Origin of the sequence: Streptococcus mitis (genome assembly GCF_002860865.1) — a bacterium.
Lineage (GTDB): Bacteria > Bacillota > Bacilli > Lactobacillales > Streptococcaceae > Streptococcus > Streptococcus mitis_AT.
In genome coordinates this window covers 109,988-123,111 of record NZ_PKIE01000002.1, presented here as the reverse complement: position 1 = coordinate 123,111, position 13,124 = coordinate 109,988, and the positions used below count along the sequence as shown (strand labels likewise).

Here is a 13,124-nt window from a genome sequence, read left to right as displayed (position 1 = left end):
AACAATTCAGGATCAAAAATGGACAGTTGAGGAGCGGAGGTGATAAATCGAAGTTTACTACTGTATAATGGATTTATCACTAAAAACGCTCCAGGCCATATTTTACATAGCATTAGTCTTATAAAAATGGACGGAAAGCATTGTAAAGGCTATCAAAAAGGAGTATAATGAGTGCAAGACATTTCGGAGGTGAAAGATGCTAGAAGTAAGAAGTCTAGAGAAAAGTTTTGGATCCAAGCAAGTTTTGTTTGGTATTGACTTTCAAGCGCGACCAGGTCGTATTTTAGGACTAGTCGGAAAAAACGGTGCTGGGAAGACAACGATTTTCCATAGTATTTTGAAGTTTTTAGAATATCAAGGAGAAATCAGTCTAGATGGTCAGGATATTCGTCAAGAGACCTACGCTCGGATTGGCTATCTGCCTGAAGAACGCAGTCTCATGCCTAAATTGACAGTCCTTGAACAAGTTCGTTACTTGGCGACTCTAAAAGGTATGGATGCCAAGGAGATCAAAGAAAAACTCCCTCAATGGATGAAGAGGTTGGAAGTGAAAGGGAAGCTGACAGATAAAATTAAGAGTCTGTCAAAAGGAAATCAGCAGAAGATTCAGCTCATTATTACTCTGATTCATGAGCCAGACTTGATTATCTTGGATGAGCCTTTCAGTGGATTGGACCCAGTCAATACAGAATTGCTTAAGCAAGTCATTTTTCAAGAAAAAGAACGTGGGGCAACCATTATCTTTTCTGACCATGTCATGACCAACGTCGAGGAGCTTTGTGACGATATTCTCATGATTCGAGATGGCCGTGTGGTCTTGCATGGACCAGTTCAGGATGTCCGCAATCAATACGGGAAAACGCGTCTCTTTGTTTCAAGTGAACGAAGCAAGGAAGAATTGGAAAACCTTCCTCATGTTAAACAGGTGAGCTTGACCAAACAAGGCAGTTGGAAATTGATCTTGGAGGATGAGAGCGCTGGAAGGGAACTTTTCCCAATCTTGACTCAAGGGCAATATATCGCAACCTTTGACCAGCAAGCGCCAACAATTGATGAAATCTTTAAACTAGAATCAGGGGTGGAAGTATGAGAAATATGTGGGTTGTAATCAAGGAAACATATCTTCGACATGTCAAATCGTGGAGTTTCTTCTTTATGGTGATTTCACCATTCTTGTTTATCGGTCTCTCTGGAGGAATTGGCTATCTCCAAGGCTCTTCAATGGCTAAAAATGATAAAGTGGCAGTAGTGACAACAGTGCCGTCTGTAGCAGAAGGACTGAAGAATGTAAATGGTGTTAACTTTGACTATAAAGACGAAGCAAGTGCCAAAGAAGCGATTAAAGATGAAAAATTAAAAGGCTATCTGACTATTGATCAAGAAGATAGTGTTCTAAAGGCAGTTTATCATGGCGAAACATCGCTTGAAAATGGAATTAAATTTGCAGTTACAGGTACACTCAATGAACTGCAAAATCAGCTTAATCGTTCAACGGCCTCCTTGTCTCAAGAGCAGGAAAAACGCTTAGCACAGACAGTTCAATTCACAGAAAAGATTGATGAAGCCAAGGAAAATAAAAAGTTTGTTCAAACAATGGCAGCAGGCGCCTTAGGATTCTTTCTTTATATGATTCTGATTACCTATGCGGGTGTAACTGCTCAGGAAGTTGCCAGTGAGAAAGGCACCAAAATTATGGAAGTCGTCTTTTCTAGCATAAGGGCTAGTCACTATTTCTATGCGCGGATGATGGCTCTGTTTCTGGTGATTTTAACGCATATCGGGATTTATGTTGTAGGTGGTCTGGCAGCCATTCTGCTCTTTAAAGATTTGCCATTCTTGGCTCAGTCTGGTATTTTGGATCACTTGGGAGATGCTTTCTCACTGAATACCTTGTTCTTTATTTTAGTCAGTCTCTTTATGTACGTCGTTTTGGCAGCCTTCCTAGGTTCTATGGTTTCTCGTCCTGAGGACTCAGGGAAAGCCCTGTCGCCTTTGATGATTTTGATTATGGGTGGTTTTTTTGGAGTGACAGCTCTAGGTGCAGCTGGTGACAATCTCATCTTGAAGATTGGTTCTTATATTCCCTTTATTTCGACCTTCTTTATGCCATTTAGAACCATTAATGGCTATGCAGGGGGAGTAGAAGCATGGATTTCACTTGCGATTACGATTGCTTTTGCAGTAACAGCAACAGGATTTATCGGACGCATGTATGCCAGCCTAGTCCTTCAAACGGATGATTTAGGGATTTGGAAAACCTTTAGACGTGCCTTATCTTATAAATAGAAGAGCCTCGCGAAAGCGAGGTTTTTTAGAGACAAAAAGAGTGGAATTTAGAAAAATATTTTTCATATCTATTGACTTTTAGGGGTGAAATTTGGTATTATAGTAGGCGGTATTGTTTACCCCATTTGAAAGGCCCCGGAACCTTCCAAATACTTTTCGATGGGAAGGAACACCCATCACCGTAAACAAAAATCGAACTATATATAGGAGAAATCATGAACAAAACAACATTTATGGCTAAACCAGGCCAAGTTGAACGTAAATGGTACGTAGTTGACGCAACTGATGTACCACTTGGACGTCTTTCTGCAGTAGTTGCTAGCGTACTTCGCGGAAAAAACAAACCAACATTTACACCACACACTGATACAGGTGACTTTGTGATTGTTATCAATGCTGAAAAAGTTAAATTAACTGGTAAAAAAGCAACTGATAAAATCTACTACACTCACTCAAACCACCCAGGTGGATTGAAACAAATCTCTGCAGGTGAACTTCGTTCTAAAAATGCAGTACGTTTGATCGAGAAATCAGTTAAAGGTATGCTTCCACACAATACTCTTGGACGCGCTCAAGGTATGAAGTTGAAAGTATTTGTTGGAGCTGAGCACACTCACGCTGCACAACAACCAGAAGTTCTTGACATTTCAGGACTTATCTAAGGAAAGGAACAATAAAGTATGTCACAAGCACAATATGCAGGTACTGGACGTCGTAAAAACGCTGTTGCACGCGTTCGCCTTGTTCCAGGAACTGGTAAAATCACTGTTAACAAAAAAGATGTTGAAGAGTACATCCCACACGCTGACCTTCGTCTTGTAATCAACCAACCATTCGCAGTTACTTCAACTACAGGTTCATACGACGTTTTCGTTAACGTTGTAGGTGGTGGATACGCTGGTCAATCAGGAGCTATCCGTCACGGTATCGCTCGTGCCCTTCTTCAAGTAGACCCAGACTTCCGCGATTCATTGAAACGCGCAGGACTTCTTACACGTGACTCACGTAAAGTTGAACGTAAGAAACCAGGTCTTAAGAAAGCTCGTAAAGCATCACAATTCTCAAAACGTTAATCAATACGATTATATCAACGTTTCAAAGCACTTTGCAAAAATTTTGCAAAGTGCTTTTTTGTCGATTTTTGAGCTCAAATAGCTTTGTGATAACCTTCTGATAACCTCTTCTAAATTTTTAAAATCATGATTTATTTTGCTTTATTGAGATAGTCTGCAAATTTGTCAATAGAGTTTTTCTCACCAGTTTTTGTGGTGTGAGTATAGACATCTAATGTCACCTGACTGCTTGCATGACCGAGACGTTTTGATGTATTAGAAGGATCGATTCCAATTTCAGACATAAGTGTTGCATGTGTATGTCTAAACCCATGTGGGCTAATTGGTTTTAATTTATGCTTTTTAATAATTCGATTCAGTACGTTATTAATGTAATCAGCATGCAAAGGTTCAATTTTGTCATTACTTGATATGTAAGAGAACATATATTCATCACTAATATTCAGCTTTGTAAGAGGAAGCTGAGATTGTTCTTTCAGATAGAAATTTCTCCATTGCTTAATAATATCGATTGTCTCATCATCAAGATAGATTGTACGAACTGAAGATTCATTCTTTGTGCTCTTTTCAATCGCTTTACCGTCAATTCTTCTTAGACTTTTATCTATGTTCAATAGATTGCTGTCAAAGTTAATATCAGCCCATTTTAAAGCGTATAACTCCCCTTTTCGTAGTCCACTAAATGCAAGCAGTCTAAATAAAGCAAAATGTTTAAATGGCTCGGTTTCTTTCACTATATCAAGGAAATGATGTAATTCCTCCAGTGACCAAAAATTATCTGATCTAGTTTTTTTGATTTTAGGCATGATAACATTCTTCATTGGATTTCGATCAATGTAGTTCATGTTGATTGCAAAATCAAAAATTTTTGAGGTATAGGATTTTATCTGTTTGATATTTTTGAAAGTCTGAGATTTTTGTGTAATAAAGTTTTGACAGTCTAAAGGACTGATTTGGTCAATAAATTTATCGCCAAATATTGGTAGAATATGTATTCGATAGATATTCTTAGTTTGGGAAGAAGTTGTTTCTTCAACGGTACCAACATAGGCATTAAACCATTCTTGATAAAGTTCTTTATAAGTGACTTTGGGGTTAGGTTTGTCGGTACTTACTGTGGGGGCAACGACACCAGCTTCTAAACGAGCTTCGTACAATTTTGCCTCTTTTTTGGTTTTGAACCCTCTCTTTAAGTGCCTTTTTTTCTTTCCATAAGCATCTAAGCCAATGTAAAAGCTGACATAGTATAGGATTCCTTTTTTTGTTTTGTATTTGTGTATAGACATTTTTTCTCCGTATCTAAGTTTTCGGAGCTTATGTAATTGAGAAATGAGTGTCTATCTATTTTTTCTATCTTCTTGGCGGATAGCGTATTCGTCTGTTTTAATCCAGCTCTGCCAAACTTTAGAATCTTTATTTTGGTGATTCATATAATCTATAAACTCAGACATAAAACGTTTGTTTTTCTCAGCTAGATATTCTGAGAATATATGACGAAATTCATCTGAAAAACTATCATCAAGTGGTAGTGTTAATGCCCTTTCGCCAAATTCGATGCTCTTCTTTAACTTCTCCATATCGCTTTTAAAAGGTGTCACAGAACCAATTTTAGATGTTTTGAAACTATCTGTAACAATTTTAAGATTTGATGGAGCGTGTGGGTTGCTATCAAGTCCCATAATGTAAGCGACGGAAACATTAAAGTATTTTGCCAATTTTTCAGCATTATCTTTTTTAGGTTTGCGGATTCCTTGATTGTATCCAGAAAGTGTAGGATAGGCTATATTTGTAGCTTCGCTAATTTCTGTCAATTTTTTTCCGCTATTTTCTATCAGTTTAGTAATATGATTCGTCATAAGAACCTCCTTTTTATCATTATAACACATTTTATTCTTTTTGAATAAAAAAGCTTGACAAAAATTCAAAAAGGATATATAATTCAAAATGAATAACAAATTAAATGGTTTCGGAGCTTATTTAATTTAGAAATGAGGTGTGAATTTATGTCGGAAACTACTTTAGTTGTCCAGCTTCCTAAAGAATTAGAGAAGCAATTACGTGCTCACTATGATGAGATGATTTCAAATGCTGTAGCAAGAGTATTTGAAGATAAAGAACTTTATAAACCTATGGTTCGTATGTCAGGTTTGTCTAGGTGGTTAGATGTATCTACGACAACAATCCAAAAATGGACGAAAGAAGGAATGCCAACCATGGTGATTGATGGAGTGACTTTATACGATAAAAGAGCAGTAACACGATGGTTGAAGCAATATGAAAGATAGGTACTCGTATGAATGGTGTTCAGTGGATCAAGATAACAACAGATATATTTGATGATGAAAAAATTCAGCTAATAGAATCAATGCCAGAAGGAGATACTCTTATTGTAATATGGTTTAAAATTCTGGTGCTTGCAGGAAAGCAAAATAATAGTGGCATATTAAGTCTAGGGAACAAGGTTTATTACACAGAAGAGATGCTTTCAACAGTGTTTAGGCGAAAGGCTACATCTGTAAAATTAGCTCTCAGCATGTTTGAAGAATTTGGCATGATAGAAATAATAGATGGCGCTATTACCATTCCAAAATGGGAGAAACATCAGAATATAGATGGACTAGAAAAGATTAGGAAACAAACTAGGGAACGTGTTGCTCGTCATAGACAAAAACAAAAAGCACTAATTACAGGCGAGCCACAACTCGTTTTAGACTGTAACGTTACAGTAACGGATGAAAATGATAATGTAACGCAAGAGATTAAGAACAAGAGTAAGAATAAGAAAGAGATTGAGAATATACTGGATAATAGTTCTAGAAAGCCTGAAACTTATATTCCACCCAAATATTATTCTTTGTTAGAATCCATTTCTTATAAGTACAATGATAGATTTTTGTATCCTAACAATTACACTTTAACACATGCTCAGAAGATGAAGATAGGCGAGTATTTGGCTAGTGGGTATGTAACTAGTGATGAAGTCATTAGCATGATTGAACGGATTCCTGAGGATGCGACGTCTCCTTTGGCGTATTTATTTAAGTCTATGGAGAATTTAAAGCAGGAACGTATGCTGGAGTGCAAAGCTATTGCCCATGAAAATGCCCGAAAGAAGTATATGATAAATGAGTAGATATAGGACTGTTCTAAAGAAATGTTACATCACTGAGGAGCAAAATGAAATAGTGAATAACTTGATTGAAATGACAAATCATCTAAGTTTTTCCTCTTATGCCAGAAAAATGTTATTTAAGAGCTCGCCTATTTATCTTCAATTTGATTTTGAATCTTATCATGACTTTATATTTCAAGTTAGAAGAATTATCAATAACTTACGTCAGTTAGAAAGAATAGCAGAACAAAGTGAGGATTTGGATAATGTAAGGATATTTCACTACTGCGTTGAGCTGATGATAGAATATGAAAAGAAGACAAGTAAACAAGTGAAAGAACTTGTAAAACGACTAAATAAGAAAACGAGGTGATAGGACCATGAGAATAAAATCTGTGTTGAAACAGGTGTTTTTGACGGAAGAAGAAAATAAAAAATTAAATGATTGTATGAGGAAGGAAAATATTCGTAATTTTTCTGAGTTTGCTAGACAAAAATTAATACGAACAGATTTGAACATCCAAAAAGTCTCTTTTGAAGGTTTAGTTCCTTTAACAGAAGAGTTGGAACAAGTCGGAAAGAATATCAATTCTATAGCCCGTCTTGCAACTGTAGTTGGGAGAATAAGCTATGAAAACAAAATGGATATGTCTATTTTGATGCAAAAAATAGTTGATGTGATGGAGGAAAAAGATGTTTATTTTCAAAAGTAATATGGATAAGGATTTTGATCAGATATGCGAATACATATTGAAATTAAAGCGAGCAGAATTATTTCTTCATGGGATTAAACAACAAGATAAAACGAAGGCTCGTTTGTATCATGCGATGCTGGAATACTACGATGCTAACCATAAAAAAGAAAGCCATATGAGAATTTTAAAATAAGAAAGCGCTGTTAAATTTAACAGCGTTTTCTTATATATCTTCTTAAAAAAATTGTACACACAAAGTACAGCTAAAGTGATTTTTTTGATCATTTTATCGAAGGGGAGAGATTTCTCATATTATGACTTTGCGAGCTCAGAGTCTGTATACACACACTCCCAAAATCATCCCAAAATTTGTATACACAAAGTGTATGTACTTTTTGGGATGATTTGAATTTTGGGGAATCCCCAAACCCCTGATGGAATTATACGAGATAGGGAAAGAAAGTGGTATAATAAACATACGATAGTAACTGTAATATGTTCTGTTCAAATAAATGAATTATATCTAAATTTTAATTTTGAAAAGAAGGGAATAAAATGACTTTTGATAATTTAGTACATAAGATTAATGAACTTGCTGAAACGCAGAGAGATCGAGGGACATATTTTGAATATTTGGCTCGTGCCTATTTTCAAAATGAACCAACATACCAGAATGAATTTAAGAATGTATGGATGCTAGCAGATGTTCCAGAGGAATTTGGAATACCTAAAGTTGATCTTGGAGTAGACTTAGTTGCTGAAAAATTTACTGGTGAATTAGTAGCGATTCAGGCAAAATTCTATAATCATAGTATTCAAAAATCTAATATTGATTCTTTTTTAGGGGAGCTTGGAAAAGATTATTACGAATCAGGTATTATTGTTGCTTCAACCGATAAATGGGGCAAGAATGCTGAAAAAGCTTTAGCAGATCGTAGCGATGTTATTCGTATTGGGCTTTCAGATTTAAGAAATTCTCAGATTGATTGGTCAAAATTTTCTTTTGAATCACCAGAAGTAGTAGCTGTAAAAGCTAAAAAGAAGTTAAGATATTATCAAGAAAGTGCAATTCAGTCTGCATTGAATCATTTTACAGAAAATGATCGTGGACAACTTATAATGGCGCCTGGAACTGGTAAGACTTTTACGAGTTTAAAAATTGCTGAAGCAATGGCAAGAGATGCCTCTAAGGAACAATACACTATTCTTTATCTAGTACCTAGTATTCAACTACTTACGCAAACCTTGAGAGGGTGGAACAATGATACAGAAATGACCATGTCTTCTATGGCAGTTACTAGTGATAGAAATGCTAGTCGTGGCAGTGTCAAGCAAGATGAGTCCAATCTAACAATTAAAGCTAGTGATATTGGTTATCCAGCAACAACCTCGTCAAAAAAAGTTGTTGAAAACTACTTAGAATTAATGACAAGACCCAAAAAAGAACTGTTAGTGGTTTTTGGAACTTATCAGTCAATAGATGTTCTTGGTGAAGCACAAAAAGAGGGTTTTCCAGAGTTTGATTTAATTATCGCAGATGAGGCACACCGTACCACTGGTGCAAAAGCTTTTGGAGATGAAGCATCATCGTTTACGAAGGTACATAGTGATCTAAATGTTAAGGGGATAAAACGTCTTTATCAAACAGCAACACCAAAATTATATGGAATTGAGTCTAAGAAAAAAGCAGAAGAAAATTCAAGCGTTATTTCTAGTATGGATGATGAAAATTTATATGGTAGTGTATTCTATCGTTTAGGTTTTGGAGATGCTATTAGTCAAGATATCCTAACTGATTATAAATTAATGGTTTTGGCTGTTGACGAAACAGTGGTTCAGAAAGATATGCAAAAAGCTCTTGCTGATTCAGAGAATGGTCTGAATATTGATGATGTGGGGCGTATCATTGGTGTTTGGAATGGAATGATTAAACGAGAAAGTTTTGCAGATAAAGTTTCTGGCGAACCAATGCAAAGAGCTATAGCCTTTTCTCGGACTATCGAAGATAGTAAAAGGCTATCAACTCAGTTTGAAAATGTTGTTAATGAATACCTTAATAGTGATGAAGGCTACTCCGTAAATGTTCGTCACGTAGATGGCAGTATGAACGCCCTTGAAAAAAATGAAGCATTAGATTGGTTAGCTAGTGATGATATTCCTGAAGATTCAGCTCGTATTTTATCAAATGTTCGCTTCCTAACAGAAGGAATTGATGTTCCTAATCTTGATGCTATTATCTTCCTGTCTCCTCGAAAATCACAGGTAGATATTGTTCAGGCTGTCGGACGAATCATCCGTAAATTTGAAGGAAAAGAATATGGCTACATTATTCTACCAATTGTAGTTCCAGCAGGTGAGACACCAGAAACAATTCTCGATAACAATAAAACATACGATGTTATTTGGCAGGTGTTAAACGCACTGCGTTCAGTAGATGAACGTTTTGAAGCTACAGTTAATAAACTAGAATTAAACAAACAAAAACCCAAAAATATCCAAGTTATTGGGGTTGGTGGTGCACCAGACGATCCTAATTTCAATGATAGTTATGTGAAAGAGCCAATAGTTGCTTATCAAACAGAACTTGAACTTGAATGGGAAGCTGTCGAAGGTGCAATTTATGGTAAGATTGTTCAAAAAGTGGGGGACAGACGTTACTTAGAAGACTGGTCAAAAGATGTAGCTGATATTGCTAGACGACACATTCAAGGAATTGAGTTCATCTTAGAACAAAATCCTGATAGTAAATCTGCTTTTGATAAATTCCTTCATAGCTTACAACACAATATCAATGAATCGATTGACCAAAGTCAAGCGATTGAGATGTTGGCGCAACACTTAATTACTTTACCAATTTTTGATGCACTTTTTGGAGAATACAGTTTTGTTAAGAATAATCCAGTCAGTTCTGCCATGGAACAAATTGTAGAAGAACTATCACAATTTGGTTTTGAAAAAGAGCAGAAAGAGTTGCAACCATTTTATGATTCGGTTCGTCTACGTGCAGAGGGAATTGACAATGCTCAGGCTAAGCAGAAAATCATTATTACTTTATACGATAAGTTCTTTTCTACCGGTTTCAAATCAACCACGGAAAGATTAGGTATTGTCTTTACTCCTGTAGAAGTAGTAGATTTTATTATAAAATCAGTTGATGTAGTCTTGAGAAAGCACTTTGGTAAGACTTTAGCGAGTGAAAATGTTCATATTTTGGATCCATTTACTGGAACTGGAACATTTATCACTAGAACATTGCATTACTTGAAATCATTGATGGATAGTGGTGAAATTACCTTTGATGATATTCTGAGAAAATACACAAAAGAACTGCATGCTAATGAAATTGTTCTTCTAAGCTATTACATTGCTGCCATTAATATTGAAGCTGTATTTGATGAAATTAATGGTGATGAACCATATGCACCATTTGAAGGGATGGTCTTAACGGATACTTTTGAATCAACAGAAACAGAAGATACGCTTGATGATTCCTTCTTTGGTACCAATGACAAACGCTTAAAACGTCAACAAGAAAAACCAATTACAGCTATTATTGGTAATCCACCATATTCATTTGGACAAAAAGATGGAAATGATGATAATCAAAATATAAACTATCCCAAACTGGAACGGACAATTCTATCTTCTTATGTAAAAAGAAGTAAAGCAAGTATGGTAGGTGGTATGTATGACACCTATGTAAAAGCATTAAGATGGGCAACTAATCGATTAAAACAAGATGGTGTAGTTGCATTTGTTACCAACGGAAGTTTTATAGACTCTCAAAGTGCTGATGGCCTAAGAGCAAGTCTCTATAATGAATTTAATCATCTATTCATTTTTAATTTGAGAGGAAATGCGCTAGGACAAGGCGATGTTCGTAAAAAGGAAGGTGGAAATGTCTTTGGTAGTGGTACTAGAACTACAGTTGCAGTTTCCTTACTTGTTAAAGATAATTCCGATATCCATGAACTTCATTATTATGATATTGGTGATTATTTGACTCAAAAAGAGAAACTAGCTCTTATTACCGACTTTGAGGATATTTCACAATTGGATTGGCAAGAAATTATACCGGATGAGAATAATGACTGGATAAATAGACGTGATCCTCATTATCTAAAATACGTATCAATATCTGGTCAAAGTGATTCTCCATTTATTCTGAGTACAATTGGTGTAAATAGTGATAGAGATACTTGGGTAATTGGTTTTTCCAAAGAAAAAATTTTGGAAAATTCAAAAAAACTTATTGATAAATATAACGAGGAAGTAAAAATCAATGGGGGAAATAATAACAAACCTACAAATTTTAACCCTATGGAAACTAATTGGTCAAGAAAATTACTACGATTATATTCGAATGGAGAGTTACTAGAATTTAATCCAAGTAGAATTACCCAAGAATTGTATAGACCTTTCACTAAAAAATGGTTAATGTATGATAGAAATATCGTTGAAAATCCTGGGAAATTTTATTCAAAATGGGGAGAATCGAATTTAGCTATTTATATTACAGGAGGAGGTACTCAAAAACCATTCTCTGTGTTAGTGAGTAATATAATTCTTGACAAGCAGACTCTAGGTAATGGTAAAGGATTAATGAGATACGATAATGAAGTAGATGAAACTTTACTCTTCCGTAACAATGATAATATGAATCAAGCGTTTGCTGATAAGCTGGGATTAAGCTTGGATGACACCTTTGCTTATGTCTATGGGGTGCTTAACTCTAAAGAATATCAAGAAAAGTATGCTAACGATTTGAAGAAAGACCTCGCAAGAATTCCGATTGTAAAAAATAAAGAAAGATATGTTGAAGTTGGTAAAGCCTTGATGGACCTACATCTTAACTATGAAGAGATTCCTGTTTATAATGAAGTAGACGTAACACCTCTTGTTAATCCGAGCTACAAAGTAACCAAGATGAGATTCGATAAGAAACGTGATGAAAATGGTAAATCGGTGAATGATTTATCGGCAATCATATTTAACAGTGACATCACCATTAGTAATATTCCTGAAAAGGCATATGAGTATGTTGTGAATGGACGATCAGCTATTGAATGGATAATAGATCAGTATCAAGTTAAAACTGATAGAAAATCTGGAATTACAGATGATCCAAATGATTATAGTGATGATGAAAAGTATATCTTCAATTTGCTGTTGAGAATTATCAATGTATCTGTACAAACGGTTGACTTAATTAATAGCTTACCTAAATTTGAAGTGGAGGAGTAGTTTTGGAGATATTACATGACTTAATTGTTAATCTAATTGTTGCAGTCATTACTTTTCTTGTATCAACAATATTTAATAATAGACGTAGAATTAAAATATGGTCTCAATCTCTTATTCGATGGAATAAAGATATAAGATTGAGTTGTGCTTACCTATTTCAAATTAAACAGACTAATGGCCGCTATTTGCTGATAAAAGGGAGAAGAATAGACCAATATCAACCTATAGGAGGTGTTTATAAATATCACGATTCCTTCAAAGGGCTAAAAGAAGAATTAGAGTTGAAAGATGAATCCGAGTCTCGATTTTATGAAGGTGGAGATCTAAGATTAATAACAAAAGGGAAGCACCTTGTACAGTTCCTTGAATGGTTTGATACGAGAAAAAATAGAGAAGTAACTGCAATTAGAGAGCTTATTGAAGAATTAGAACCTGCCGGAATTTCTATAGAGAACCTAATAAAAAAATCACAAATTGAATATCTAAAAACTGTCAACGAACCAATCATGTTTTCAACTTATTTTCAAATGGATGAATTAAAAATATTTGACATTTTTGAAGCAAAAATACCTACAGAAATATTAGACAAGGTATTAGAAAATGATGATTATTGTCTAATTGAGGCTGAGGATATAGAAAAAAATTGTTTTACTAAAGACGGACTTTCTAAAAAGATTTCTGCAACTTCGAAGTATATCGTTTAGGAGGAAGATG

At 35.2% G+C, this 13,124-nt stretch carries 12 protein-coding genes; 10 read left to right on the top strand and 2 right to left on the bottom strand.

Annotated features, from left to right (window positions below; all coding sequences use genetic code 11):
- Positions 1–196 precede the first annotated feature (196 nt).
- The 4 genes from CYK18_RS04985 (at position 197) to rpsI (ending at position 3,359) form a co-directional block, all read left to right on the top strand.
- Complete coding sequence (locus CYK18_RS04985) at positions 197–1,090, top strand: ABC transporter ATP-binding protein (protein ID WP_084925866.1); 894 nt, start codon at positions 197–199, stop codon at positions 1,088–1,090.
- Positions 1,087–2,286, top strand: coding sequence for an ABC transporter permease (locus CYK18_RS04980; protein WP_101785439.1), 1,200 nt, complete (start codon positions 1,087–1,089; stop codon positions 2,284–2,286). Before CYK18_RS04985 ends, CYK18_RS04980 begins: the two co-directional genes overlap by 4 nt.
- Before the next feature lie 215 nt (positions 2,287–2,501).
- Entirely contained in the window at positions 2,502–2,948 is a 447-nt protein-coding gene (gene rplM / locus CYK18_RS04975; RefSeq protein ID WP_001044624.1) for a 50S ribosomal protein L13, read from the top strand.
- Positions 2,949–2,966: 18 nt separating this feature from the next.
- Positions 2,967–3,359, top strand: coding sequence for a 30S ribosomal protein S9 (gene rpsI / locus CYK18_RS04970; RefSeq protein WP_004257208.1), 393 nt, complete (start codon positions 2,967–2,969; stop codon positions 3,357–3,359).
- 131 nt (positions 3,360–3,490) lie between these two features.
- On the opposite strand, the gene CYK18_RS04965 is transcribed toward rpsI, so the two are convergent.
- Positions 3,491–4,645 (bottom strand): site-specific integrase, encoded by a 1,155-nt coding sequence (locus tag CYK18_RS04965; RefSeq protein WP_101785437.1) that lies wholly within the window; start codon positions 4,643–4,645, stop codon positions 3,491–3,493.
- 51 nt (positions 4,646–4,696) lie between these two features.
- The gene (locus CYK18_RS04960; protein ID WP_000181350.1) at positions 4,697–5,215 is read right to left on the bottom strand and encodes a helix-turn-helix domain-containing protein; all 519 of its coding nucleotides are present in this window, start codon (positions 5,213–5,215) and stop codon (positions 4,697–4,699) included.
- A 147-nt stretch (positions 5,216–5,362) separates the two neighbouring features.
- Here CYK18_RS04960 and CYK18_RS04955 point away from each other — a divergent pair, with 147 nt between their 5' ends.
- The 6 genes from CYK18_RS04955 (at position 5,363) to CYK18_RS04925 (ending at position 13,114) form a co-directional block, all read left to right on the top strand.
- On the top strand, positions 5,363–5,644 hold the full coding sequence (locus tag CYK18_RS04955; RefSeq protein WP_000005472.1) for a hypothetical protein: 282 nt from the start codon (positions 5,363–5,365) through the stop codon (positions 5,642–5,644).
- 8 nt (positions 5,645–5,652) lie between these two features.
- Positions 5,653–6,492, top strand: coding sequence for a phage replisome organizer N-terminal domain-containing protein (locus CYK18_RS04950; protein ID WP_001014727.1), 840 nt, complete (start codon positions 5,653–5,655; stop codon positions 6,490–6,492).
- Between the two features lie 359 nt (positions 6,493–6,851).
- A complete protein-coding gene (locus CYK18_RS04940) occupies positions 6,852–7,184 on the top strand; it encodes a hypothetical protein (protein WP_001220782.1) in 333 nt (110 codons plus the stop codon).
- Positions 7,165–7,359 (top strand): hypothetical protein, encoded by a 195-nt coding sequence (locus CYK18_RS04935; protein ID WP_000469565.1) that lies wholly within the window; start codon positions 7,165–7,167, stop codon positions 7,357–7,359. Before CYK18_RS04940 ends, CYK18_RS04935 begins: the two co-directional genes overlap by 20 nt.
- A 362-nt stretch (positions 7,360–7,721) precedes the next feature.
- Positions 7,722–12,410: a DEAD/DEAH box helicase gene (locus tag CYK18_RS04930; protein WP_101785435.1), complete on the top strand. Its 4,689-nt coding sequence runs from the start codon at positions 7,722–7,724 to the stop codon at positions 12,408–12,410.
- 2 nt (positions 12,411–12,412) lie between these two features.
- Complete coding sequence (locus CYK18_RS04925; RefSeq protein WP_101785433.1) at positions 12,413–13,114, top strand: SMODS-associated NUDIX domain-containing protein; 702 nt, start codon at positions 12,413–12,415, stop codon at positions 13,112–13,114.
- Positions 13,115–13,124 lie beyond the last annotated feature (10 nt).